25 protein-coding genes are annotated in these 23225 nt (G+C 51.7%); 12 read left to right on the forward strand and 13 right to left on the reverse strand.

Annotated features, from left to right (window positions below):
* Positions 1–18: 18 nt before the first annotated feature.
* Positions 19–165, reverse strand: a complete 147-nt coding sequence (locus AC07OI_RS12515; protein ID WP_423010614.1) for a lmo0937 family membrane protein — start codon at positions 163–165, stop codon at positions 19–21.
* A gap of 483 nt (positions 166–648) precedes the next feature.
* Positions 649–1755: a serine hydrolase domain-containing protein gene (locus AC07OI_RS12520; protein WP_495257452.1), complete on the reverse strand. Its 1107-nt coding sequence runs from the start codon at positions 1753–1755 to the stop codon at positions 649–651.
* Between the two features lie 178 nt (positions 1756–1933).
* Between AC07OI_RS12520 and AC07OI_RS12525 the strand changes: the two genes are divergently transcribed.
* The 4 genes from AC07OI_RS12525 to AC07OI_RS12540 are packed head-to-tail and all read left to right on the forward strand — an operon-like array spanning position 1934 to position 5587.
* Entirely contained in the window at positions 1934–3127 is a 1194-nt protein-coding gene (locus AC07OI_RS12525) for an ABC transporter permease (RefSeq protein ID WP_495257453.1), read from the forward strand.
* The gene (locus AC07OI_RS12530) at positions 3127–3996 is read left to right on the forward strand and encodes an ABC transporter ATP-binding protein (RefSeq protein WP_492701727.1); all 870 of its coding nucleotides are present in this window, start codon (positions 3127–3129) and stop codon (positions 3994–3996) included. The genes AC07OI_RS12525 and AC07OI_RS12530 overlap by 1 nt, the downstream gene beginning before the upstream one ends.
* Positions 3981–4925: an MlaD family protein gene (locus tag AC07OI_RS12535; protein WP_492701725.1), complete on the forward strand. Its 945-nt coding sequence runs from the start codon at positions 3981–3983 to the stop codon at positions 4923–4925. Before AC07OI_RS12530 ends, AC07OI_RS12535 begins: the two co-directional genes overlap by 16 nt.
* Positions 4922–5587, forward strand: coding sequence for an ABC-type transport auxiliary lipoprotein family protein (locus AC07OI_RS12540; RefSeq protein ID WP_495257454.1), 666 nt, complete (start codon positions 4922–4924; stop codon positions 5585–5587). Before AC07OI_RS12535 ends, AC07OI_RS12540 begins: the two co-directional genes overlap by 4 nt.
* A 2-nt stretch (positions 5588–5589) precedes the next feature.
* Here the strand turns inward: AC07OI_RS12540 and AC07OI_RS12545 are convergent, their stop codons facing one another.
* The 3 genes from AC07OI_RS12545 to AC07OI_RS12555 all read right to left on the reverse strand — a co-directional run bounded on the left by AC07OI_RS12545 (position 5590) and on the right by AC07OI_RS12555 (position 8501).
* Positions 5590–7377, reverse strand: a complete 1788-nt coding sequence (locus tag AC07OI_RS12545) for an FAD-dependent oxidoreductase (RefSeq protein ID WP_495257455.1) — start codon at positions 7375–7377, stop codon at positions 5590–5592.
* Positions 7378–7575: 198 nt separating this feature from the next.
* Positions 7576–7878 carry an ElaB/YgaM/YqjD family protein gene (locus AC07OI_RS12550; protein ID WP_492701719.1) on the reverse strand — a complete coding sequence of 101 codons (303 nt, stop codon included), beginning with the start codon at positions 7876–7878 and terminating at the stop codon, positions 7576–7578.
* An 86-nt stretch (positions 7879–7964) separates the two neighbouring features.
* On the reverse strand, positions 7965–8501 hold the full coding sequence (locus AC07OI_RS12555; protein WP_495257456.1) for a ferritin-like domain-containing protein: 537 nt from the start codon (positions 8499–8501) through the stop codon (positions 7965–7967).
* Between the two features lie 160 nt (positions 8502–8661).
* Here AC07OI_RS12555 and AC07OI_RS12560 point away from each other — a divergent pair, with 160 nt between their 5' ends.
* Complete coding sequence (locus AC07OI_RS12560; protein WP_492701715.1) at positions 8662–10755, forward strand: AsmA family protein; 2094 nt, start codon at positions 8662–8664, stop codon at positions 10753–10755.
* Positions 10756–10807: 52 nt separating this feature from the next.
* On the opposite strand, the gene AC07OI_RS12565 is transcribed toward AC07OI_RS12560, so the two are convergent.
* The 4 genes from AC07OI_RS12565 to AC07OI_RS12580 all read right to left on the reverse strand — a co-directional run bounded on the left by AC07OI_RS12565 (position 10808) and on the right by AC07OI_RS12580 (position 12840).
* Entirely contained in the window at positions 10808–11002 is a 195-nt protein-coding gene (locus AC07OI_RS12565; protein WP_492701713.1) for a hypothetical protein, read from the reverse strand.
* Between the two features lie 37 nt (positions 11003–11039).
* The gene (locus tag AC07OI_RS12570; RefSeq protein WP_492701711.1) at positions 11040–11441 is read right to left on the reverse strand and encodes a PRC-barrel domain-containing protein; all 402 of its coding nucleotides are present in this window, start codon (positions 11439–11441) and stop codon (positions 11040–11042) included.
* A 324-nt stretch (positions 11442–11765) separates the two neighbouring features.
* On the reverse strand, positions 11766–12161 hold the full coding sequence (locus AC07OI_RS12575; protein ID WP_492701709.1) for a PRC-barrel domain-containing protein: 396 nt from the start codon (positions 12159–12161) through the stop codon (positions 11766–11768).
* Positions 12162–12438: 277 nt separating this feature from the next.
* Positions 12439–12840 carry a PRC-barrel domain-containing protein gene (locus tag AC07OI_RS12580; protein ID WP_495257457.1) on the reverse strand — a complete coding sequence of 134 codons (402 nt, stop codon included), beginning with the start codon at positions 12838–12840 and terminating at the stop codon, positions 12439–12441.
* Positions 12841–13190: 350 nt separating this feature from the next.
* On the opposite strand from AC07OI_RS12580, the gene AC07OI_RS12585 reads away from it, so the two are divergent.
* The 3 genes from AC07OI_RS12585 (at position 13191) to AC07OI_RS12595 (ending at position 16902) form a co-directional block, all read left to right on the forward strand.
* Positions 13191–14825: a methyl-accepting chemotaxis protein gene (locus tag AC07OI_RS12585; RefSeq protein ID WP_495257458.1), complete on the forward strand. Its 1635-nt coding sequence runs from the start codon at positions 13191–13193 to the stop codon at positions 14823–14825.
* Between the two features lie 152 nt (positions 14826–14977).
* Positions 14978–15433 (forward strand): MarR family winged helix-turn-helix transcriptional regulator, encoded by a 456-nt coding sequence (locus AC07OI_RS12590; RefSeq protein ID WP_495257459.1) that lies wholly within the window; start codon positions 14978–14980, stop codon positions 15431–15433.
* A 449-nt stretch (positions 15434–15882) separates the two neighbouring features.
* Positions 15883–16902, forward strand: a complete 1020-nt coding sequence (locus tag AC07OI_RS12595; protein WP_495257460.1) for an alpha/beta hydrolase — start codon at positions 15883–15885, stop codon at positions 16900–16902.
* A gap of 177 nt (positions 16903–17079) precedes the next feature.
* Here AC07OI_RS12595 and AC07OI_RS12600 read toward each other — a convergent pair whose 3' ends face one another.
* From AC07OI_RS12600 to AC07OI_RS12610, 3 genes are all read right to left on the reverse strand, one after another.
* The gene (locus AC07OI_RS12600; RefSeq protein ID WP_492701699.1) at positions 17080–17514 is read right to left on the reverse strand and encodes an EamA family transporter; all 435 of its coding nucleotides are present in this window, start codon (positions 17512–17514) and stop codon (positions 17080–17082) included.
* Positions 17515–17530: 16 nt separating this feature from the next.
* Positions 17531–18088 (reverse strand): hypothetical protein, encoded by a 558-nt coding sequence (locus tag AC07OI_RS12605; protein WP_492701697.1) that lies wholly within the window; start codon positions 18086–18088, stop codon positions 17531–17533.
* Positions 18089–18152: 64 nt separating this feature from the next.
* The gene (locus AC07OI_RS12610; protein WP_495257461.1) at positions 18153–19130 is read right to left on the reverse strand and encodes an AraC family transcriptional regulator; all 978 of its coding nucleotides are present in this window, start codon (positions 19128–19130) and stop codon (positions 18153–18155) included.
* 157 nt (positions 19131–19287) lie between these two features.
* Here AC07OI_RS12610 and AC07OI_RS12615 point away from each other — a divergent pair, with 157 nt between their 5' ends.
* The 3 genes from AC07OI_RS12615 (at position 19288) to AC07OI_RS12625 (ending at position 21793) form a co-directional block, all read left to right on the forward strand.
* Positions 19288–20130 carry an oxidoreductase gene (locus AC07OI_RS12615; protein WP_492701693.1) on the forward strand — a complete coding sequence of 281 codons (843 nt, stop codon included), beginning with the start codon at positions 19288–19290 and terminating at the stop codon, positions 20128–20130.
* Positions 20131–20302: 172 nt separating this feature from the next.
* Complete coding sequence (locus tag AC07OI_RS12620; protein WP_495257462.1) at positions 20303–21229, forward strand: TIGR02285 family protein; 927 nt, start codon at positions 20303–20305, stop codon at positions 21227–21229.
* 87 nt (positions 21230–21316) lie between these two features.
* Positions 21317–21793: an Lrp/AsnC family transcriptional regulator gene (locus AC07OI_RS12625; RefSeq protein WP_492701689.1), complete on the forward strand. Its 477-nt coding sequence runs from the start codon at positions 21317–21319 to the stop codon at positions 21791–21793.
* Positions 21794–21833: 40 nt separating this feature from the next.
* Here AC07OI_RS12625 and AC07OI_RS12630 read toward each other — a convergent pair whose 3' ends face one another.
* Positions 21834–22451 (reverse strand): glutathione S-transferase family protein, encoded by a 618-nt coding sequence (locus tag AC07OI_RS12630; RefSeq protein WP_495257463.1) that lies wholly within the window; start codon positions 22449–22451, stop codon positions 21834–21836.
* A gap of 286 nt (positions 22452–22737) precedes the next feature.
* Between AC07OI_RS12630 and AC07OI_RS12635 the strand changes: the two genes are divergently transcribed.
* A complete protein-coding gene (locus AC07OI_RS12635; protein WP_492701683.1) occupies positions 22738–23190 on the forward strand; it encodes a cache domain-containing protein in 453 nt (150 codons plus the stop codon).
* Positions 23191–23225 lie beyond the last annotated feature (35 nt).

Here is a 23225-nt window from a genome sequence, read left to right on the forward strand (position 1 = left end):
GTGCAGACAGCAAAGGCTTCAGAGTCGCTCGCCGCGTATCACGCGGACCAGTATCATGACGATAGCGATCACCAAAAGGATGTGGATAAAGCCACCGATGGTGTAAGCCGACACCATACCCAGCAGCCACATGACAAGTAAAATTACCGCGATAGTATAGAGCATGATTTTTTCTTTCTTTAAAAATGCACAATCATTAGAGTTGCGCTCGGGTTTAAGAGATGCTGACAAACAGATAAGCTCAGATTCGCTTTGATGATCTTGCAATTGTTATCTTGATCAATAAACCGTATCGACAAATGTGCTTTATCTGAAGCACACTTGCATCCTGATGGAGTGGCAAATAGGCGTCTGTTCGCCAGCGCACGGAAGTGGGACAGGAAAACGGCGAAAATAAATGTCAGTCAATTCTTACTGCACATTTTTTACCCAGGAATTGCGCGCGACTGTCCGCAACAATAGAGCACTTACGCAAAATCGCTCCAGCACAAACGGTGGCCCACAAGGTACTTGCATGAAGATGCGGTACTGGGTCGCTGGAGTGATTTTGTGTAAGTGCTTTGTTCAATCCTGGCCTATGCAGGACGTACGGGCAAACCCGATCACCTGTTCGGGCATTTCGGGCATTTCGAGCAGCTCAACTATGCCTCAGGAAACAGCGCTTGCACCAAGCAGGCTGTAAGCGAATTCATCCAGGGTTTTTTGCGACATATCTGTATTGTTCAAAATGATGACGGTATCTTCACCATCCAGGCGGTGTGCGAGTACTGAGCGATAACCGGTCGTCCGTCCAGTTTCCCAGCCAAAGCGCTGCGGCTGTCCGGCGATTTGCAGGGTCTTGACACGGCCACCCAGGGCATAGTTTTCACTTTCAACTTCAATATGCGTGAGCTGTGTCAGTGACGCAGGTGTGATGAAATTCTGGTTGAAGACGGAATAAGCCGCTCTCATCAAATCGTCCGCCGTGCTGTAATACCCACCAGCAGCAGCCATATACGGCTGACGCCGGTCAGTCTTTCGCACAGCTGGCTGGATGCTTGCATACGCCACAGCGGTCGATGCATCATCGGCATAAGCCTGGTCGGCGCGGGTGACTGGCAACCGCAGCGGGTCTAGAGTAATAGCACGCATGGCTTGCTGGAAGTTCAGACCAGTGACCGCTTCTATGATAGCCAACACGATGATCCAGTTGGTGGCTGCGTAATCAAACCTGCTGCCCGGCGGGAAAATCAAATCACCCTGACAAAATTCCCGCATGGCTTGTGCCGTATCCATGCTCGTCGTGAACAAGGCAGGTTCAGCCTTGATCCTGGAAGAAAACAGATTCGGTATGCCGCTGCTGTTAGACAGCAAATGGCGCAGTGTCACCTTGCTGCCGGTATTCTTGTTGAATGATGCCAGGTAGGTGCCGACTGGCGCATCAAGCTCCAGCTTGCCCATTTCAATTAACCGCAATACCGTGACCGAAGTCAGCCATTTTGAAATAGAGGCAACCGCAAACGGTGTATCTACCCGCAAAGGCCGTTGCTCTTCAATATTGGCCATCCCAACTGCGCGCGCAAAAGTCACTTTGCCCCGCTTGCCCAGCATCACTACGCCATAGAAGGGCTGGCTTTTGAAGAAGGTATTGACGATTGCATCAACCACCTCGTTGTCAGAGCCGGCGAAGCCAGTATCATTGCTGGCAAAAGCATGCGGGCTCAATAGCACTGCTGCACTACTCAACATGAAGTCTCGCCTGTTCCAGTGTTTCATCCTTAGTCCTGTGAGGTAGGTGATGTAGCAATGGATGAGTGACTGTAATTCTAGGGATTGGTTCAATTCAGACACTGATGCGTCAGGTAATGAAAGCCAGGCTTGGTACGCCAGCGTACAGATCAAGCCTCAATAAAGCGGCAAGCTAGCCTGCATGTGCATCCAATAATAAATCATCATGCCCGCCGTTCCCTCCCGCCCCATCAAACCTGTCACTGAGGTGGCAAGTAAAGTTGCCAGCCCCAGGGCTGCCAATGATCCTGCGCCCATGCCTGCCAGCATCAAACAGATCACGCCAGGCGCACTGCAATTTTCCGGTACGTGGACAGTCTGCCAGCTAGGCAATGTCATTCGCCAACTGGATTCTTTGCTGATGCGACATGAGGCAGTATTGGAACTGGATGGCCAGCAAATACAAAAGATAGACAGTATTACCGCCTGGGTCTTGCAGTCGCGCCTGAAGAAATTGCGTGACAGTGGAGTACAACTGAGCATGCAAGGCTGGCCTGCGCAATATCAGAAAATGCTGGATGGACTTGGTGAGTTGCCGCATGATGCAAGCCCGGTCATTAAAACTCCGGGCATGCTGGAAAAAATCGGCAAGGCCAGCGTAGACGTAGTCAAAGACAATCTGGCGCTGTTGAGCTTTTTGGGTGAAACTGCAATCAGCCTGCTGGGCCTGTTCCTGCACCCGCGCCGCTGGCGTGGCCGCACTATCTTGCATAATATCCAGATCGCTGGTTTTGAAGCGCTGCCCATAGTCGGTGTCACTTCATTCTTGCTGGGTATCGTGATCGCCTATCAGGGAGCTGACCAGCTCAAGCATTATGGCGCGAATATCTTTGTCGTCGAACTGGTTGGTTATGCCATGCTGCGTGAATTTGCACCGCTGATCACCGCCATCATCATTGCTGGTCGCTCTGGCTCTGCCTATGCGGCGCAGATAGGTACCATGGTGGTGACAGAAGAAATCGATGCCCTGCAAACCATAGGCATCAAGCCCATAGAATTGCTGGTGTTGCCCAAACTGGTCGCGCTGATGCTGGCCCTGCCACTGCTGACGCTGTTTGCCGATCTGATCGGTGTCACCGGTGGCATGCTGATGGCCAGTAGCCAGCTGGACGTGGGCATGCATGAATTCGTCGATCGCTTTGCTACAGAAATCCCTCTCAAGACGCTGCTCATAGGTTTGGGTAAATCGCTGGTGTTTGCAGCGGTGATTGTCATCATCGGCTGCTATCAGGGTTTTCGCACCAAGGGCAATGCCGACAGCGTAGGCCGCCAGACCACGCGCAGTGTGGTGCAGGCGATATTTATTGTGATCGTGCTGGATGCCGTGTTCTCTGTCATTTTCAATCTGTTGGGATTGTAATGACAGAAGCCCAGTCCACGTCCCAGGCAGAGAGCTATGACTATGCCATAGAAATGCAGCAGGTCTGCACCCGCTTTGGTGATAAGGTCGTGCATGAGGGGTTGGACTTGCAGATACGCCGTGGCGAAATTTTTGCGATCGTCGGTGGCAGTGGTTCTGGCAAATCAACCTTGCTACGGGAAATGATTTTGCTGCATACGCCGGATTCCGGCACGGTCAAGGTACTCGGTTGTGATCTGGCTGGTATCAGTGACGAACAGGCCAGCTCCTTGCGACAGCGTTGTGGTGTTATGTTTCAAAAAGGCGGTTTGTTTGGCACGCTGACCGTCACAGAAAACATAGGCTTGCCCTTACGCGAACACAGTGATCTGGATGAGGCAAGTATCAATGAAATCGCCGCCTGGAAATTGTCGCTCAGTGGTCTCAAGCCAGAATCTGCGGGCCTTTATCCGGCAGAGTTAAGTGGTGGCATGCTGAAACGTGCCGCACTGGCAAGGGCATTGGCGCTGGACCCGGAACTCTTGTTCCTCGATGAACCGACCGCCGGCCTGGATCCTGCCAGTGCCGGTGGCCTGGATGCCTTGCTACGGCATCTGCATGCGCTATACCAGCCCACCATCGTGATGATCACTCATGACCTGGATTTGTTATGGCAAGTCACCCACAGGGTGGCCGTTTTGGGCGAAGGCAAAGTACTGGCGGTAGGCACCATGGAAGAGTTGTCGAAGCTGGAGCACCCCGTCATCCGCGATTATTTTGATGGCGCACGCGGCAGGGCTGCGCAGCAACAAGCAGGAGAATCTGAACATAAGAACGAATATAAGAATGAACAAAAGAGCGCACAGGAAAACCCATGGAAACCAAAGTAAATTATGCTGCCGTTGGTGCCTTTGTACTGGCATTGGGCGCGCTGCTGGTCGCTGCGGTATTGTGGCTGTCAGTCGGCCTGGGCAAGCGCGAGCAAACCGTCCTGTATCAATCTGTCGTCAATGAGTCGGTCTCAGGTTTGAATCTGGACGCGCCGGTTAAATACCAGGGCGTGAATGTAGGCAAGGTACGCACTATCAGCCTGGACCCCAGCAATCCGCAGCAGGTACGACTGGTATTTTCGATTATCGCGGGTACACCCATCAAGACCGATACCCAGGCGGTATTAAAAACCCAGGGGCTGACCGGCATCGCTTATGTAGAGTTAAGTGGTGGCTCACCTGCCGCACCACTCTTGCAGGCGACAGAGGGCCAGGCCTATCCGCAGATACCGACCAAACCGTCTTTAAGTGCCAGGCTGGAAAATGTCCTTAGCGCAGTGCTGGCCAATCTTGACCGTACGGCTGCCAATGTCAACGCCATCCTGAACGATGAAAACCGCGCCGCCTTCAGCAAGATTTTACGTGACACCTCCACCGTCATGGATACGCTGGCCTCGCAGAAAAATGCCATGCGCGTGGCTATCAGCAATGCCGCTGTCACCACTGCGAATACTGCCCAGGCCAGTGCAAAAATCGATGCCTTGTTCCAGCGCATAGGCAAGAGTGCTGATGCCGTAGCGAGCATGGCAGACAAGGCTGGCGCTGCTAGCGACAGCACCAGGAAAACTGCAGATGAACTGGGCGGTGGCGTACGCCAGTTAAGCAGCGATACCCTGCCGGAATTGCAAAGGCTGATGGCTGAACTGACGACCTTGTCAGCCTCCATGACGCGCCTCATAGAACAGACAGAACACAATCCCAGCAGTTTGATCAGAGGGCGAAAAACCCCACCGGCAGGTCCGGGCGAATCTAAAGGAGTCACACCATGAAGCAAATACGGACGAATTTTTTGACGCAACTGAGCGCAGCCAGTTTAATGCCCGTACTGGCATTAACCCTTGCTGGCTGCTCAGCCCTGCAACCCGCCAACGTGCCACCGATGGCAGTTTACCGGCTGGATGCAGTCGCGCCCGGCAGCTCGCCTGCACCTGCTACTGTTACGGCCAGTATCCTGGTTGGCAATATCCGTGCTGCTGCCGGATTTGACACCAGTCGTATGCTCTTCATGCGCCAGCCATACCAGGTTGAAGAATTCCAGCAAAGCCAGTGGCAAAAACCACCCGCCGCCATGCTCATGCCTCTGGTCGCTACTACGCTGGAATCCAGCGGCATCTTCAAGGTTGTCTTGCAGGCTCCCAGCGCCGTGTTGACAACTTACCGGCTGGATCTGGAAATACTCAGCCTGCAACAAGACTTCAGCAGCACACCCAGCCGCATCCATTTCAAACTACGCGCTCATCTGTCAGACCGGCAAAATCAGCAAATCATCGCCTGGCGCGAATTCAGCATCAGCATCCCAACCACCAGTGAAGATGCTTATGGCGGCGTCCTCGCCAGCAACCAGGCCGTGGCCCAGGTCTTGCAGCAATTGCGGGTTTTTTGTGTAGAGCAAGTAACACAAACAGCGCAGGCAAGAAAAAAGCTGCCCTGATATCAGGTTAAACGGGTAAAGCCATCCTTACTCCAGTCTTCACTACCTACACCATGATGGACAAAGAATAAGCCATCAGGATCGTAGGTAGTCTTGATGGAGCGCAGCTTTGCATAATTGTCGCCCCAATAGTCTTGTTGCCAATTGCTGTTGAAGTAATTGCTCTCAGAAACATAGGAACCAGAGTCCGGTGCAATGCGGCGTAGCTCGGCGGCGGCGTTGGCAATATTCTTGGCGTTTTTACGTGCTGCCTGCAAATTAGCCGGGGCCGGGTGTGGTTTGGCTGGCATGGACGGTTTTTCACCATCGGCGATAATAACCAGCACAAAGGCATCGACAACAGCGGGGTTAGTGGCCGTCTGCAGCGTGGCAGCGCGCACCTCTTGCGATGCCCCAGCCAATCCCTTGCCAAAGAACAGCCGCAGCATTTGATGACGGCTAGCATTATGCAGGGCAGCCACCAGTTGCGCTTGTTGTTGTGGCTCCAGCAAGCTGGTGGGCAGCCAGAGCGAATCATAACCATGCAAAATGATTGCCAATTCGTCCAGGTCACTCTTGCTCCAACCATGATGTCTGGGTGCGCCTTCCCGGGTATCGGCAGTCATGGAATTGGTATTTTTCTGTACATCCCACCAGCCACGTGCATCCCAGGCCCCGGCACCCAGGGGCGACTGTATGGTAAATACATCGGGGCGGGCTTTTACCCAGTCAAAAAGTGGTTCCCATGCTGCTTGCACCTGAGTTGCGTCCAGGCCCTGGCTGATCATGCTGATTTCCATGATATTGCCTGTGCCCACATGGATATGTTCACCCCAGTGCGGATTTAGCAAATGTGTTTTGTAATGAGCTATGAAGTGTGCAAGCAACTGATTGAAGGCAGCGTCCGATTTCGCTGCTATCTTGCCCCAGGCCGCGCCAAAATACTGTGGTAAATCATGGGTGCGTAGTGTCAGTCGGGTGACTACGCCAAAGCTGCCGCCGCCACCGCCTTTAATCGCCCAGAATAGTTCTGGCTCCTGGCGTGGATTGACTACCCGGATCTGACCATCGGCCGTGACGATCTCAGCTTCCAGCAAGTTTGCCGCCGCTGTCCCAAAACCCTTGGAAAAAGAATTGAAACCGCCACTCTGCACCAGACCCGCGACGCCCACCGTCATGCAGCCACCACCTTGCACATAGCGTCCTGCCTTGGTCGTCACGGCATGGTATAAGTCTATCCACATCGTGCCAGCACCTGCGCTGACTGCAGGCACGGGAGGCTGATGGCCTTCGCAGCCAGTCGCCACGAAGGCATCGTGCAAGACCACCTGATCCATGGCCCTGGTCCAGATCAGCAAAGAGTCAGGCGCACTGGAAGTGCCAAGATAACTATGGCCACCGCCCTTGATGACCAGCCGTAAATTGTGCTCTCGCGCAAAGTTGACTGCCGCAGCAATTTCTCCTGCATGAGCCGCCTTGACAGCATAAACGCTGCTTGCCGGAGCCCAGGCATCAAGCCAGCCTGAATTTTGCGTTCCCTCAGGTTGGTCTCCCACCCAGTAAGGGTTCTCCATGTATTTCAATGCGCCGTCGCTATCGCTCAGCGAGGGTTTTATTGCCAGAAGATGACCATTTGTGTCCCGCCCCAATTTTCGCCATTGGACAGTAGAGGGCCAGCCAGAATCAGTAGGCCGTAAGCGTTGCCGTGTTTTTGCCAAGGGCTTCAATTTATTTTTGGCATAGGCCAAGGGTAGCAGACTGTAAGCCACGGCAGATGCCAGACTATGCAGGAAATGCCTTCTCTTCATCATGCCCCCTCCCGAGCGAAATTAGTCAGAGGAGTATATTGGCAGTGGCAGGTAGAGCCACGCAGTATGTGGCGAACCGGGCTTGTACGGTGGCGAGCCGGATGGTGCTGTGTTGAGTTACAAAAAAAAGCTGCTTAAGACTTTGAAAGATAGAGGGCTGTGCAGCCAGGTGCCACACAGGCCCTCCGATGTAGTAAGTGTTTATTTACGGCAGCACAACAAGCCTACCAGCAAGCCTACAGTTGCTGCTGCGCCCAGGGTGCTCCATGGATGATCCTTGACATACGCATCGGTAGATTCTGCGACCTGCTTGCCAGTAGCGACCACCGATGCCTGTGCATCATGCGTCATCTGCATGGCTGAGTCGACCATCTTCATCCCGCGGGCGCGCATTTCATCGGCTTTTTCGCCAGTGAGGGCAGCGGCTGCATTAAACAATGCCTGTGCATCCTTGAGCAATACTTTGATGTCTTTGTTGACGGATTTAAAATCAGATTCGAGCATGATGGTTACCTTTCAGTGTAGGGTTGGGTACTGCAATATTTGAAGCTGTTTTTAAACTTTTTACTGCTTTGGTGTTGCCTTTGTTCTTAAGCCAGCAAATCTCTCATGTCTTCCGCATGTTCTTCTTCCTTCGCCATAATTCCCACCAGCATATGTCGTGTGGTCGGATCACTATCGCCGATTTTCTCCAGCATTTGCCTGTACGATTCTATGGCGACACGTTCAGCGATCAAGTTGGCTTTCACCATGGAAGTCACGTCTTCTGTATCGTCATACTCAGCATGGCTGCGTGCAGTCAGTGAAGCCGGGTTGAAATCGGGTTTGCCATTCAGCTGGATGATGCGTTCTGCCAGCAAATCGGCATGGGCTTGTTCTTCCATCGCATGTGCCAGAAATTCTGCCTTGATAGGGCCGTTGTGTACGCCAGACACTGTGTAATAATGACGTTTATAGCGCAAGACGCACACCAGTTCCGTGGCCAGGGCGCCATTGAGCATGGCGATGACTTCTTCACGCTTGCCTTGATAACCTGCAGTGACGGCGCCGTCATCAAGATTTTTGGCTGCTTCGCGGATGGCAGCAGTGTCCATGCCATTGCGGAGATTGCTATTGACTTCATGCATGATGATTTCCGGTTAAATTAAAGAGAATTTCAAGAGCGGTCTGTAACGCTCAGGTTCCTTTATAAATCCTGCCAAAAGTGACGTCAGTACGCTGCCGTACATAGAGCATAATAGTTTTGCAGTAGGCTATAGGCAGGCGATAAAAGGCAAACAGATATTCATGAAACCCAACAATAAAATATTGCGCATCAGTCTCTGGCTAGTGCTTGGCGTCGTCAGCCTGGCAGCCATTTGTGTGATGATTTTGATCAATATGGACTGGAACCGCGCCAAGCCCTGGCTCAACGAACGTACCAGTGAAGCCCTGGGGCGGCCATTCAGCATACGCGGCAACCTGGCGCTGAGCTGGGAAAAGCAGCTCAGCGGGCCAGAAACGGCAACAGGCTGGCGTGGCAAGATTCCCTGGCCACATTTACTGGCGCAGGACATCCATATCGGTCAGCCGGCAGCCATGCCAGAAACAAAACCTGCACCTGGCCCGGCACTTGTGTCAGCTTCTGCATCAGCCCGGGCAGTGGCACCGCCAGAAGACATGGCACATATCAATGAAGTGTCTTTTTCGCTGAACCCGCTGGCCTTGCTGGAAAAAAGGCTGGATATACCCTTGTTGCGTTTTCAGGACAGCAGTCTTTTTCTGCAGCGCTTTGCCGATGGTACAAATAACTGGACCTTCAAGAAAAGCACTTCGTCTTCACCCTGGCGGCTGGAATTGCGCAGGCTGGTACTCAGCCAGGGCAAGGTACATTATATTGACGCCATCCGGCATGCCGATATCACTGCCGATATAGAAAGCCTGACTACCGAAGCCAGCTACGGTATCAGCTGGAAGCTCAAGGGCAAGCTGTATGGTGAAGCTGTCACAGGCAGCGGCAAGGCCGGTGCCATCCTGAGTTTGCAAAACCAGACCCAGCCTTTCCCCATCATGGCACAACTGCAAATGGGGCAAACCAAGGTAAGTGTTGAAGGCAGTGTCACCAAGCCCAGCGAGCTGGCTGCGGTAAACATGCATTTGCAAATCTCGGGCAACAGCATGGCGCGCCTGTATCCTTTAACCGGCATAGTCTTGCCCGAAACGCCTGCCTATAGCACTGCAGGCCATCTCAGTGCCACGCTGGGCAAGATCGACAATCACTGGAAGTATGAAAAATTTACCGGCAAGGTCGGTTCCAGCGATCTGTCTGGCAGCCTGGATTACCAAACCAGAAAAGCAAGCAAGTTACGCCCCCTGCTGCAAGGCAATATGAGTTCTGAAGTCTTGCAATCTGCCGACCTGGCCCCGCTGGTCGGTGCCGACTCCAATGCCAGCAAGCTCAAGCGTGGTACGCCTGCGGTACAACCAAGTGACAAACTCTTGCCAGTAGAAACCTTTCGTACCGAGCGCTGGCGCGCGATTGACGCAGATGTGAGTCTGAGCGCCGCCAAACTGATACGTGAAAAAGTGCTGCCCATACACAAGTTGCAAACCAGGCTGCTCATGAAAGATGGCGTGATTTCCATGTTGCCACTGAGTTTCGAGTTGTCTGGCGGACAAATGCAGGCGCATATCACGCTGGATGGCAATGGCGGCGGCAGTAATAAAGACAGCGATAGCGACAGTGTCCATGCGCATGCCATAAAGGCAAAAATGCGTGTTACAGCAAGACATGTACAGTTGCAAAAGTTCATACCTACACTGGCGACATCAAAGCTGACTGTGGGCGAAATCAATGCTGATGCCAACCTGGCAGCTACCGGTAACTCTGTGGCAGGTTTGCTGGCAACCTCCAATGGTGAATTGAGCAGCATGATAGACCATGGATCAGTCAGCAAGCTCTTGCTGGAAGAAATGGGGTTGAATATAGGCAATGTCATCCTGACCCGTCTGTCTGGTGACAAACAGGTCAAACTGAATTGCATGCTGGCAGATTTTGCTGTCACCAATGGGCAAATGAATGCACGCAGTTTCTTGATTGATACTGACGAAGCGCTGATCGATATCACAGGCAGTATCAATATGCAGAAGGAAGATTTGAATCTGACCATCAAACCCAATAGCAAGGGTTTGCGTGTACTGTCCTTGCGTGCGCCACTGTATGTGCGAGGTACTTTTTTACATCCGCAAATATCTGTCGACAAGGGCGTGATGGCCATGCGTGCCGGCGGTGCCATAGGCCTGGCCTTGCTGAGTCCATTTGCAGCACTGCTGCCACTGGTCAATGCCGGACCTGATCAGGCCAGTGGCTGTGGCAGCTTGTTGAAAGCAGGAAAAAAATAGCAGGCTTTTTAAAGGCTGCTATTTTTTATATTCCTGATGAAAAGTATTGCCATCAATATGGACTGGTCCTGATCATTGTTGCTACTTCACGTGTCTCAGCCAGCACTTCATTGACTGCCATCTGCAAGGTGTACTTTGCCTCTTCCGCTTCACGTACTGGCTCTGGTGTGCGGAACAAATGACGGCTGCGTTTGTTGAGGGCTTTTTCATATACCTTGAAGGCAAATTGCATTTCTGTGTAATCCATATTGTTCTCCTGTTTTCCTGTTGTCCTGATCATCGCTTCATGTTTTGGTGCCGTAATGGGCATTGACCGAATCTACCCAGATTTCATCTGCCATGTCCGGCCACTGGTCAGGATCAAAGCCAGGGGCACTTTCAAAATGGCTTTTCTCTATATTCAGGATAAAGCGCTTGTTGACTGTGTCCAGCGTCAGGGCAGACCAGGGTATGGCAAATAATTTTTCACCTATTCCCAGCAAGCCACCATGAGCGACGACTGCATAGGCTATTTTGCCAGTGCGCATGTCCAGCATGATTTCCTTGACTTCGCCCAGGTGTTCATCCTTATGGTTGACGACATTGTCACCCGTCAGAGTGCGCGCACCCATCACCTCGGGGCCTGGCCCCTTGTGAGCATTGTTATCCGGGCCCGTGTCATAAATGTTGGAATTAATATCAATCATTATCTTTTCCTTCAATAGAAATGGAGACTCCAGTATGTGCGCCGCAATCAGGCAGATCAGTTCGATAGCGTACACATGAAGTATTTTTTTATGTGCCTGGAAATGGAAGAGGGGGAGAACTACGGGATGTCCCGGAGGGAAGACTTATTCTTTGCGGCGGCTGGCTGCCGGATTTGTTTTTTAATGCAAAAGGCGCTGCAAAGACTAAGTTTGCAGCGCCAGTTTCTTCTATTCATCATCAACAAAAACGAAATGCTGCTGTTCGTAAACCAGGGTCGTCATTCTGACTGCCGCGATCTGCTCACGCAACGCTTCGTCATGCTTTCATACTGTCAGGCCGTAGTAGCTGTGTATCGAATCTGCCCATGCCTGGTTTGCCATATCCGGCCAATGGTCAGGGTCAAAACCTGGGGCGTTTTCAAAGCGGCTTTTTTCTATGTTCAATACAAAGCGCTTGTTAATCGTATCCAGCGTCAGTGCAGACCATGGTACTGCAAACAGTTTTTCGCCTATGGTCAATATGCCGCCAAAAGCCACGACCGCATAGGCAACACGGCCTGTGCGCATGTCGAGCATGATTTCCTTGATGTCGCCCAGGTTTTCATCAGCCTGGTTGACAACACTGTCACCTGTGAGGGTGTTGGCACCCATCAGTTCAGGGCCTGGGCCTTTGTGACCATTGCCAGGTTCAATAGGGATATAAGTAGTATCAAGCATCATCTTTTCCTTCTGAGTAAGTTGAGGTCTGAGCATGCGCGCTCAAACTGATATGAACAGTTCGATAACACACATAGCAAGAAATTATTTTTGTTCTGAGCAGAACCAGTAAGTAGTCCAATAAGTAAGCGAATAAGCAAACCAATAAGACAAATCAACTATATTCTTTGACACATTTTTTTCAGTATCCATTGCCTGAGTATGGAATGGGTACTGATGAAAAACGACATGCCGGTGTTACCTGTCGATAGGGTTTGTCATGGACATTTCCGTCATGCAATCACAGGTTTTTGCTGTAATAACTTTGTACTGAGTCCGTCCATGCAGGATCTGCCGTATCCGGCCAATTTTCGCTGTCGAAACCAGGGGCATTTTCAAAATATGATTTTGCTATGTCCAGAACAAAGCGTTTGTGGACTGTGTCCAGACTCAATGATGACCACGGTACGGCAAACAGTTTTTCGCCTATTCCCAGGATGCCACCATGCGCGACTACGGCGTAGGCAATACTGCCTGCATGTGTGTCCAGCATGATTTCTTTGATGTCGCCCAGATGCTCATCGGCATGGTTGACAATCTTGTCACCGATCAGTGTGCCCGCGCCCATCAAATCAGGGCCAGGGCCACGGTGAGGATTGTCCGTAAGATCAGGGATGTAAGCGACGTAAGGATTATCGAGCATGATATCTCCTTAAGAGTGAATCGAGCTTATAGCATGCGCGTTCAATCTCACCTGAACAGTTAAATAACGCACATAGCAAGAAATTTTCAGAGCATAACCCGCCTGTAAAAACAGCTTGCCAGCGCAGAAAGATTGCGGCCGGTGTTTGCACCAGATATGCAAGGCAATGTCATTTCAATATGAATGTGAATTCATATTGCTGACCGTCAAACATTGCTAAATTTGGTTTTCCATCCGGCAATTATCCTATACCTTCATATTTATCAAAGCAAAGAAGCGCGACGGGTAAAGGCGCTGATGCGTTTTTGCTATTTTATTTATTTCTAAAGATTGACGATCGGGGCAGGGTTATGAAGACGACGCTAAAAACCAGGCTCATGCTCGTGATGGGCATCATGAGCGCATTCATGATACTGGTCGGCCTGACTGGGCTGTATGCGATGAGGGCCTCACATGAGAGTTTGAAAAGCAGCCATGAAGCGCATGCCCTGGGCCTGGAAAAAATCGCCAGCGTAGACAAATTATTATTGAGCAATCGCTATGTTATCCTGGCTGCACTGGCTGACCCCGTGCCAGAAAAAATGCAGGTAAGCGCAGATGAAATAGAGCGTGACCATCATGCGATAGATCAATTATGGATAGAGCTTGCCGGCATTCCCATGTCACCTCTGGCCAGAAAAAAAACAGATGAATTGAAATCCTTGCTGGCCAGTTTTGATCGTGCAGTTACCCTGCCTGTCATCAAAGTTCTGCGCGACGCTGACACAAGAAAAACCAAAGAAATCAGCCTGCTTGCAGACCGGCTCAAAGACCCCATCATCAGCGCCATGAATAGTTTGCGCGGCATGCAATCGGACATGACAAAAAAAGAGTATGAAAATGCGGAAGCCAGCTATGCGACCCTGCGTAATCTGATGTTGGCGGTCATTGTTCTGGGTCTTGTCCTCGCGGCAGCGTTGGCGTACTTTCTTATCCATTTCATGTATCGTCAACTGGGTGGTGAACCAGCTTATGTGGCACAGGTAGCCAGGCAAATCGCTGACGGTGATCTCAATGTCAGTATTACGCCAGAAGTGCCTGAAGACGCCAGTGTATTAGCCTCCCTGCAGCAACTGCAGACCCGGCTGACAAAAGCCGCCAAGGACATGCGCCTGAGTACCGGCAACATTACCAGGACATCGGGCCAGATATTGAGCAACAATATGGTGTTGTCTTCACGCATGCAGCAGCAGGCTGGTTTACACAGGCAAATAAGCTTGGCCACCAAAGAACTGACATCAGAGATACGCCACAATGGCGAGCAAGCGCGCCAGACCATGCAGCATGCTGATGACGCCAGCGAGCTTGCCGTTAAAAAAGGGCAGGCAGCCAGCGAGGCGTTCACAGTCATGACACAGATCCGGCATGCGTCGGACAAGATTCTTGATAACATCCACGTGATTGATGAGCTCGTCTTCCAGATCGACACCCTGACCCTGAAGGCAACGTTAGAAGACGCGAATACATCTGATGCAGGGAGTAGCTTTGCCACAACTGCACCAGAAATGCGCGACCTGGCGCTATGCGTGGCCTGTGCAGTCAATGAAGTAAAAAAACTGCTCGCTGAGACGCGTGAAAAACTGGATGGCGGCAGCAGGCTGATCAGCCAGAGCAACGCTGGCACCGAGCAAATGCTGGCTGCCATGCAGCATGTCAACAGCTTGATGGCAGAAATCAGTACTTCCGCCAAAAAACAGGAAGCCAGCATCAGGCAAATCAAGCATGCCGTCAGTGACATGGACTATGCAAACCGCAAAGACGCTGTCCTGTTAGGAGTAGCCAGCACTGCCACCAGATTGCTGGAACAACAGGCAACTCATCTGGCGCAAATGGACAACGGATTCAAACCTGGTGCTACACACAGGCCGCAGGCACAATTGCAGATCGTCAACACGGTTGCGGCAGAGCCGCCCAAACGGCCTAACTTGCGTCTTGTACGCCCTTAGGGAACATTTGCAGGGTGAGCCGCGTGCCCCAGAGTGTCAAAACCTAAATGCCTTGGAAAATGCGATATGGTGCGCACGGCGCACCTGCTAACTGGTTAAATAATTCAAAAAATAGCTTGCAAATAAATAGTGTGCTATTTAAAATGCAAAGCATGAAAACCACAACCAATAAAACAGCGTCAACGCCGCAACTGGGTGATCAGCTTTGTTTTGCCCTGTATTCAACTTCGCTGACGATGAACAAGTTGTACCGCAAGTTGCTCAAGCAAATGGGAATCACCTATTCGCAGTATCTGGTGCTGATGGTTTTGTGGGAGCAGGATGAACAAACCGTGAATGACATAGGTGAGCGCCTGATACTCGATTCGGCTACCTTGACGCCTTTGCTCAAACGCATGGAAGTGCAAGAGTTGATCACCAGAGTCAGGTCAGCGGCAGATGAACGCCAGGTGATTATCTCGTTGACCAAAACTGGCAGCGACTTGCGCAAGCAGGCAGCGAGTCTGCCAACTTCGGTCTTGTGTGCGACCGAATGTACTGCCGACGAGGCGCGTGATCTGAAGCAAGAAATTCTGGCCCTGCGCGCAGCGCTGATGAAAAATGTTTGAGCACATGCTTGAATGGGATCTTGTCTTGAGTAACAGGCTGTTGATCAATAGATGTTGACCACAAGCCTGTGTGCTTTTAATGTGAGCGTGCATGAGTTTATCCATGCTTAAAGCAGTTTTGGCGTTTTTATTCCTGACAGATAGGTAGTGCGCTATTTAATAGCGTATATATTTATATGTGGATATTAATGTATGGATATTAATGTGCGGATAAGTGAATCCGCAAGAGGATGCAAATGTGAATTGCGAAGACGGACAATATCCGCTTGTCCAAGGCATCGTTTCGTCGCTAGCAAATCTTGTAAATATATAGCGCACTATTTAATAGTGAATTATTTAATGTAATAAGTCGCCAGAAGAACTACGTCAGGCGATCAGAAACAAAACCAGTTTTGTAGTACCCCCCAACGGCAGTAATCACGCTGCCATCACATGAAAAGGAAATGACCATGACACACTTGAAATCGCTCCTCGCTGCAAGCGCCATCAGCTTCGCCGTTACCAATGCCGTCGCGGCGGGTAGTCCCGGTGTCGAACCCACTACGCAAGCCTTTTTGCAGGCGCTGGAAGCCGGTGGCGGTAAACCGCTTGAACAGTTATCGGTAGCCGATGCGCGTGGCGTGCTGGTGGGTGCACAAGCCGGTGTCAAGCTCACATTGCCTGCTGCTGATGTGTCTGAGAAAATCATCAAGGTCGATGGTGGTGACATCAAGCTGACTATCGTACGTCCTGCCGGTGTCAAAAAAACCTTGCCGGGCTTTATGTTCTTCCACGGCGGCGGCTGGGTATTGGGTGACTATCCTACCCATGAAAGACTGGTGCGTGACCTGGTGGCAGAATCCGGTGCCGTCGCCATCTTCGTTAACTACACACCCTCACCAGAAGCCGGTTACGGCGTTGCCATCAAGCAGGCTTACGCCGCGACCAAATGGGTGGCAGAACACGGTAAAGAAATCAATGTCGATGGCAGCCGCCTGGCGGTGGCAGGCAATAGCGTAGGTGGCAATATGGCAGCCGTGGTCAGCCTGATGGCCAAGGACAAAGGCGGCCCCAAACTGCGCTCACAAATCCTGCTGTGGCCGGTGACGGATGCGGACTTCAATAATGACTCCTACAAGCAATTTGCTGAAGGCCATTTCCTGACCCGCAATATGATGAAATGGTTCTGGGACAATTACACCACCGATGCAGCCAAACGCCAGGAGATCTACGCATCCCCTGTGCGCGCCACGACTGAGCAATTGACTGGCTTGCCGACAGCCCTGATACAAACCGCTGAATTTGATGTCCTACGTGACGAAGGCGAAGCCTATGGCCGCAAACTTGATGCCGCAGGCGTCAAGGTCACGACCATACGCTACAAGGGCATGATCCATGATTTTGGTTTGTTGAATGTGCTGGCCAAAGTACCGGCTGTGCGCTCGGCGATGCTGCAGGCGGGTGGGGAACTGAAGGCGAGTTTGAAGTAAGGGAGGAAGGCCGCTTGAAGTTAGCAGGTTGGGGCTGGGCCTCGTCAGACTTGTGGGTTGGGCTACGGTGTATCAGCCCAACACTTGGCCTTTAATAGACGTACACGTTGTTGTAACGCCGAGCGTTGGGCTGGTAAACCGTAGCCTAGCGAGGCCCGGCCCAACCTACGAAACTGCTCACCGCTTGAACGCCAACAACAAAACCCCGCCTGCCACCATGCCTATGCCTGCCCATTCCTGCAAGGATGGCCGTTCATCCAGAAACGCAAAGGCAAACACCGCCACCAGCACCAGGCTGAATTTATCGACAGGCGCGACCTTGGATGCATCACCCAGCTTCAATGCGCGGAAATAACATACCCACGATGCTCCCGTCGCCAGGCCAGAGAGGGTAAGAAACAGCCAGGTCTTGCCAGACAGGGCGAGTGGGTTCGCCCATTTACTGGTGTACACCACAAACAGCGATAGCACGACGATGATGATGCCGGTACGGATCAGGGTGGCAAGGTCAGAATCTACGCCCTGTATGCCTATCTTGGCAAAAATGGCCGTCATCGCCGCAAACATCGCCGACAGAGCGGCCCAATAAAACCAGGCATTGGATGTGCTCATTGCTTGCCTCTGGTTTTCAAGTTTTTGATTGGGCCACTTCCAGCCTGTAAAAACCTGCGACAGGATCGTTTTGCACAGTCTCTGCTGTAATCGTCGCATTCTCGTCACTGAAATGCACAGGTGGCAGCGTAATGCCATTGATGACAGCTTGCAGCGTATAAGCGGGCCCATTGCGCAAATTGTATGGAATAAAGCCGCGCGACTGGGTGATTTCCTGCTCGAACAGGCCATGCATCTGGATGATGAAACTGACAGCAGGTGTGCAGGTCTTGTACAACTGCATGAAGGGTGGTTCGCTGCTGCCGCTTTCCACCAGGCGCAAGACATAGGACTTGTTTTCCAGGTCCTGCTCCATCTGTGCAATGTAGGCGGCGGTGTCGTTCAACTGCATCCTGTCCGACACGTATTCCCGATTCTGGAAGTTGGCCTTGGCGACGATGGTGCCTATGATATGTGTGTGGATTTCCAGCTTGTGGTTACCACCTATGCGCGCCCAGTGCGCGATGACCAGGTCGCCTTTGTTGACGGTGAGAAATGCTTCGTAGCCAGTGTTGTTGACGACAGTAATAGTCATGGGGGAAACTCCTTGCTGAAGGTAGGCAGGCTTGAGGATGGGATTATTTTACCTTGTATTTTGATTAAGACAAGCCAGCCCCATCATGCATGCGTAAAGCCGTACGCATTTGCCTGACTTCTTCCAGCGGGCTGCGGCCAAACAGACGCTTGAATTCACGGCTGAACTGTGAACTGCTTTCATACCCAACGGTATTGGATGCGGTATAAGCATTCATTCCAGAACGTATCATCAGCAGGCGCGCCTTGTGCAGGCGCATGGCCTTGATGTACTGGATAGGCGTGGTGCTGGTTACCTGCTTGAAATGCAAATGAAAGGCGGGCAGGCTCATGCCAGATTCACGCGCAAGGCTATCAACGTCAAGTTTGTCGCTAAAGCCCTCATGTATTTTGCGCAGGGCACGGGTGATTTTTTGAAAGTGGCTGCCCTGGCTCAGGGCTGCCCGCATGGCCGCACCTTGTTCGCCCATGAGGATACGGAAATAAATTTCACGCACGATGGCAGGTGCCAGTATCTTTGCCTCCAGCGGCGACGCCAAAGCCTGCAGCAGGCGCAATGCAGCTTCGGCCAAAGTATCATCGACCTGTGTGGCATACATGAAGGCTGCTGTGGCATCTGTGCTGGCAGAGTTGGCAGATTCGGCAATCTGCGCCTCTTCAACCGCCAGCGCCAGTTCTGCCGCCAGAGTCTGCTGTATGCCGACATGGATGCCCAGCATGGGTTGATCTGGCGTGGCCTCGGTATCTGCTTCAAATGGCATGGGGGCAGATACCACCAGATACTGCCTGGCATCATAGACAAACATGGCATCGCCCAGATAAGCACGCTTGCGCCCCTGCACGATGATGCAGATACAGGGCTCATACATGACAGGCGTACGGCTATACGCCTGGTTACTGCGCATGAAATGCACATAGTCCAGCGCAGATGCAGTAAAGCCTTCCTGCGGTGCCATGCTGGCCACCATGGCGCTCAGCTTGTGATTGATGTCGTCCTTGCTTTGCATATGCTTGATGGTCGGAATAGAAATAGGAATAGGCATTCATCATAGCAATAATCTTTGCCGTTTAGCAGGCCGAATTACTGACAGAAATAGGATTAGGCAAGAATCAGAAAGTTTCCGGCATTCAGTTCATGGCGTTATTTACCTATCATGACCTCATTCCTGCAAAGCGCGGGTAACTACTGAAAGCTAAATCATGAAACAGAAAACCTGGTTAATTACTGGTGCCACCCGTGGCATAGGCGCAGCCATCGCCAAGGCCGCACTCGATAGCGGCGACAAGGTTGTCGTTACTGGCCGCGATATCAGCAAACTGCAAACCCAGTTTGCCAGCTATGGCGACAAGGTGCTGGCGTTGACACTGGATGTCAATGATGAAGCCCAGGTACAAGCCGCCGTCAAGGCAGCTTGTGCACAGTTTGGCAGTCTTGATGTGCTGGTCAATAATGCGGGCTATGGTCAGCTTGGCCTGTTTGAAGAAATCAGCACCGCAGAAATCCGCCAGCAATTCGATACCAATGTCTATGGCAGCATGAACATGGCACGCGCAGTCTTGCCCGTCATGCGTGAACAAAGACGCGGGCATATCTTCAACCTGTCATCGATAGGCGGCATCGTCGGTTTTGAAAGTGCATCTGTCTATTGCGCTAGCAAGTTTGCCATAGAAGGTTTCTCAGAATCGCTGGCGCTGGAAGTGGCACGCTTCGGCATCCATATCACCATTGTTGAACCCGGCTTCTTCAGGACAGATTTCCTCGACCAGACATCGGTGCGCTATGGTGACAAGACGATAGCCGACTATGCCAGCAGTGGTGTCAACAGCCGCGAGAGCTTTGCCAGCTACAATCACCAGCAAGCCGGTGACCCCGTCAAGCTAGGCGCAGCTGTGGTGACCATCAGCAATATGGCAGAACCACCGTTGCGTTATGCAGCCGGTTCAGACGCCATAGAAGTCGTCGGTGCCAGCCTGGAAAAACACCAGCAAGAGCTGCAGCAATGGCGGGTCTTGTCGGTATCGACGGATGGGGATTTTGCGTAACTCATGTATCGCAGTAGGGGGCGCCATGCACGCAGTCTTTGAAGTATGCTGAACAAAAATTGGCGTGCACGGCGCACCCTGCAGAAGTACCTCTTGTCCATCTTTGTCAAACTGACAAAATGTGACATACTGACACTGTGTTGTCGTGTAACAGTGATCAGGGAGAAGACGGATGCGAGATGCTTCATGTCTGGGTGCTTGTATTGCAAAGTGGATCAAGGGCATCACCCTGATCGCCAGCTTGCTTGTCAGTAGCATGATTCAGGCTGCTGGTCCGGCTGTCAGCGAGGTCAACTGGTATGTCTTCCCTCTGCCACCACTGTATATTCCTGAGGGGCCGGGCAAGGGCGAGGGCATTGTTGATCTTGCCCTGCAACGCCATCTCATCCCCAACTTGCCAGGTTATCAGCATAAATTCATCAATGTCCCGCTCAAGCGTCTTGAATTGATGCTCAAGGATGAAAGCAATGCCTGTGCCCTGGGCTTGTTTAAAAATGCAGAGCGTGAAAAAACCATGGTTTTTTCTACGCCATTTTTTGCACAGATACCACCCGGTGCCATGATCCCGCGTACACACATTGCACAACTGCGCCCCTATCTGGGTGCGGGTGACAAACTCAACTTGAGCAAGCTGTTGGAAGATGATGTGCTGACCGTCGGCGTACAGAGTGGCCGCAGTTATGGCGCAGCGATTGATGAACTGCTGCTTGCTCACAAGGGCAAGAAAAGTATCTTCCTTAACAGCGCACCCAATGCAGCAAAAAGCCTGTTCCAGATGAATGCCCTGGGCCGTGTCAACCTCATGCTGGGCTACCCCTATGAAGCCAATTTCCTCAACAGCCGTGACAGTGCTGATTTTGTCGACCTGAAATTTTATCCCCTGCAAGAGCAACCCGCCTTCTTGCTGGGTTACGCCGCATGTTCCAAAAGCCCTTTCGGCGAACAGGTTATAGAACAGGTAAACACCGTACTCGCCCGTCGTGAAATTCTGGAGGCTATCTCCTCATATTATGAAGGCTGGTTGCCCGAAGACGCACATGCGCTGGCGCGCCAGGTATTCAGCCAGGCTTTTCAAGTCAAACCCAGGGTACGTAAATAGCCACACTAGCAGAATGCTACAATCCGGTATTCAAGCAAATGGCGCAAACAGGGCTTCATTTCGCCAATTCCAGCCAAGTCAGACAACATGCAACTCGACAGATTCGACCGCCACTTACTCAACCTCGTGCAGCAAGACTCCAGCCTGGCGGCTGAGCGCCTGGCTGAACAGGTTCCCTTGTCACCGTCGGCCATACAAAGACGCCTGCGCCGTATGCGTGAGCAGGGTGTCATCATGCGTGACGCAGCGATTGTTGATCCGGCTAAAATAGGCCGCCCGAATTTCTTCATCGTTTCGCTGGAAGTCGAACGTGAGCGGCCAGAATTGCTGGCACAACTACGCACCTGGCTCAATGAGCAGGAACATATACAGCAAGCCTTTTATGTCACCGGCGAGGTTGATTTTGTCCTCATCGTTACCGCACCCGATATGGAAGCCTTTGATGCATTGATGTCGCGCCTCATGCAAGAGAACACCAACGTCAAACGCTTCACCACCAATGTCAGCCTGGGGCTGGTGAAGCGCGGTTTGGCTATTCCTGTGCCATTGGATGAGGCTGATTAATTTAGAACGCATCTCATTCTATTGATGAAATGCGTTCTGGTTAGTCGTGGGTTTCACCAGACAAAGGAGTCGCCAGCATGGATGGCCGCGTGATGAATGCTTCATACCATGCTGTCAGTTTTGGGCGTTGGTCCCTGAAGCCCGGTAGTTCGCGAAACTCCAGCCAGCTCAGTGAAGTTGCCAGCGCGACGTGGCCGATGTGGACAGGGCCATCTATGTCCAGCTCTTGTTCCAGCCAGTCATAACTTGCCAGCAGTTTTTGGGTATGACCATCACGCAATGGCGGATAGCGCAAGGGTTCCGGGCGGCGCGTGGTTTCCCAGCGCACGGCAATGCCAGAATCCGCCATGCCCTTGGCCACCGCCTGCACCCGCAAGGCATGCCAGCGCGCTTCACCTTGCAATGGAATCAGCGGCCTGCCAGTGTGCAGGGTATCCAGATATTCGCAAATCACATCAGAATCAAACAGCGGCGGCAAGCCAGTTCGCAGCAGCACCGGTACCTTGCCCAAAGGGTTTTGTGCATATACCGCTTCATTGCGATTGGTAGGGCTGGTTTCATGGTGGATGACTTCTATCTGTTCAGCCAGCCCGGCTTCATGAGCGAACACCAGGGCTTTACGGGCATAGGGCGAATGGGTTTGGTAGAGTAATTGCATATTGCGTGCTTTCCGAATTGATTGAAAAGAGTGTTAATAAGAGAGCTGTGATTGAGAATGCCCGGATAGAAATGCTAATTCAGGCAAGCTGATTTTTTTCCGCATTTGTGGTGTTGCCAGTGCGGTTTTTCTGCAAATGAGTAAAAAATGGCGACATGTCTGTCTGGTACTTACTTTTTAGTCCAGATACAAATGAAACAGCTCAGCTGCCAAGCGTCAATTTGTCTTGTCTCACCCATGCTCCTTGCCTATACTAAGCCAAGACCATAACCACTCGGGAGACACCATGAAACGACGCGCACTGATTTTCTTGGCTTTGTTAAGTTCCATGGTTTTTCCTGATGCCTATGCCGACAGCCCGGCTGATGCCATTGACATGGTTGAAAAAGGACTCGCCTATGTCAAGAAAAACAGCATTGAAGCACTCATCAAAGAAGTCAATAATAAAAATCCTGAATTCATTAAAGGCGACCTTTATCTCGTTGTGCGCAGTCTCGATGGCACTACCCTCGCTCACCCCGTCAATCCCAAACTGGTAGGAAAAAACATGCTGGTGTTGCCAGATGCTGACGGCAAGTTCTTCCGCAAGGAAATCGTCGAAGGCGCAAAAGCCAAGGGCAAAGGCTGGGTCGATTACCGCTACAATAATCCCGTCACGAAACAACTCGAAAATAAATCCACTTACTATGTACGCAGCGGCGAATACACGCTGGAAGCGGGGATTTATAAGGGTAATTAGCATCGATTGAGATGCCTGGGGTAAGTGTGATTAGC

The sequence above is a fragment of the Undibacterium sp. GW821-FHT07F11 genome (genome assembly GCF_059418665.1).

Coding starts and splice junctions, on each gene's coding strand:
- AC07OI_RS12515 (WP_423010614.1), bottom strand. CDS start 165: ATGCTCTATACTATCGCGGTAATTTTACTTGTCATGTGGCTGCTGGGT.
- AC07OI_RS12520 (WP_495257452.1), bottom strand. CDS start 1,755: ATGAAACACTGGAACAGGCGAGACTTCATGTTGAGTAGTGCAGCAGTG.
- AC07OI_RS12525 (WP_495257453.1), top strand. CDS start 1,934: ATGCCCGCCGTTCCCTCCCGCCCCATCAAACCTGTCACTGAGGTGGCA.
- AC07OI_RS12530 (WP_492701727.1), top strand. CDS start 3,127: ATGACAGAAGCCCAGTCCACGTCCCAGGCAGAGAGCTATGACTATGCC.
- AC07OI_RS12535 (WP_492701725.1), top strand. CDS start 3,981: ATGGAAACCAAAGTAAATTATGCTGCCGTTGGTGCCTTTGTACTGGCA.
- AC07OI_RS12540 (WP_495257454.1), top strand. CDS start 4,922: ATGAAGCAAATACGGACGAATTTTTTGACGCAACTGAGCGCAGCCAGT.
- AC07OI_RS12545 (WP_495257455.1), bottom strand. CDS start 7,377: ATGATGAAGAGAAGGCATTTCCTGCATAGTCTGGCATCTGCCGTGGCT.
- AC07OI_RS12550 (WP_492701719.1), bottom strand. CDS start 7,878: ATGCTCGAATCTGATTTTAAATCCGTCAACAAAGACATCAAAGTATTG.
- AC07OI_RS12555 (WP_495257456.1), bottom strand. CDS start 8,501: ATGCATGAAGTCAATAGCAATCTCCGCAATGGCATGGACACTGCTGCC.
- AC07OI_RS12560 (WP_492701715.1), top strand. CDS start 8,662: ATGAAACCCAACAATAAAATATTGCGCATCAGTCTCTGGCTAGTGCTT.
- AC07OI_RS12565 (WP_492701713.1), bottom strand. CDS start 11,002: ATGGATTACACAGAAATGCAATTTGCCTTCAAGGTATATGAAAAAGCC.
- AC07OI_RS12570 (WP_492701711.1), bottom strand. CDS start 11,441: ATGATTGATATTAATTCCAACATTTATGACACGGGCCCGGATAACAAT.
- AC07OI_RS12575 (WP_492701709.1), bottom strand. CDS start 12,161: ATGATGCTTGATACTACTTATATCCCTATTGAACCTGGCAATGGTCAC.
- AC07OI_RS12580 (WP_495257457.1), bottom strand. CDS start 12,840: ATGCTCGATAATCCTTACGTCGCTTACATCCCTGATCTTACGGACAAT.
- AC07OI_RS12585 (WP_495257458.1), top strand. CDS start 13,191: ATGAAGACGACGCTAAAAACCAGGCTCATGCTCGTGATGGGCATCATG.
- AC07OI_RS12590 (WP_495257459.1), top strand. CDS start 14,978: ATGAAAACCACAACCAATAAAACAGCGTCAACGCCGCAACTGGGTGAT.
- AC07OI_RS12595 (WP_495257460.1), top strand. CDS start 15,883: ATGACACACTTGAAATCGCTCCTCGCTGCAAGCGCCATCAGCTTCGCC.
- AC07OI_RS12600 (WP_492701699.1), bottom strand. CDS start 17,514: ATGAGCACATCCAATGCCTGGTTTTATTGGGCCGCTCTGTCGGCGATG.
- AC07OI_RS12605 (WP_492701697.1), bottom strand. CDS start 18,088: ATGACTATTACTGTCGTCAACAACACTGGCTACGAAGCATTTCTCACC.
- AC07OI_RS12610 (WP_495257461.1), bottom strand. CDS start 19,130: ATGCCTATTCCTATTTCTATTCCGACCATCAAGCATATGCAAAGCAAG.
- AC07OI_RS12615 (WP_492701693.1), top strand. CDS start 19,288: ATGAAACAGAAAACCTGGTTAATTACTGGTGCCACCCGTGGCATAGGC.
- AC07OI_RS12620 (WP_495257462.1), top strand. CDS start 20,303: ATGCGAGATGCTTCATGTCTGGGTGCTTGTATTGCAAAGTGGATCAAG.
- AC07OI_RS12625 (WP_492701689.1), top strand. CDS start 21,317: ATGCAACTCGACAGATTCGACCGCCACTTACTCAACCTCGTGCAGCAA.
- AC07OI_RS12630 (WP_495257463.1), bottom strand. CDS start 22,451: ATGCAATTACTCTACCAAACCCATTCGCCCTATGCCCGTAAAGCCCTG.
- AC07OI_RS12635 (WP_492701683.1), top strand. CDS start 22,738: ATGAAACGACGCGCACTGATTTTCTTGGCTTTGTTAAGTTCCATGGTT.